1 protein-coding gene is annotated in these 219 nt (G+C 29.2%); it reads right to left on the bottom strand.

Annotated features, from left to right (window positions below):
* Positions 1–219, bottom strand: a 219-nt coding sequence (locus OU788_RS12850; protein WP_274635510.1) for a hypothetical protein, incomplete at both ends; no start/stop codon positions are given.

Here is a 219-nt window from a genome sequence, read left to right as displayed (position 1 = left end):
CCGTAAGTGTTTTGTAAAAAACTACTTAGGTTTTCTAAATCTGTAGCTGAAGAAGCTCCATTATAATTAGCAATATCATAAGGTTGTGGAGTTTCATCATCTTGTCTTTCATAGTTTACGAAAAAGAATAATTTATCTTTAACAATTGGACCTCCAATTCTAGCACCATAAGTTAATGCTGTAAACTCATCTAATTTTTTACGATTATTTTCTGAAATA

The organism is Tenacibaculum sp. L6, from assembly GCF_028823685.1.
GTDB lineage: Bacteria > Bacteroidota > Bacteroidia > Flavobacteriales > Flavobacteriaceae > Polaribacter.
Note: the sequence above shows the minus strand (reverse complement) of the source record. Positions and strands in the feature narration are given on the sequence as shown.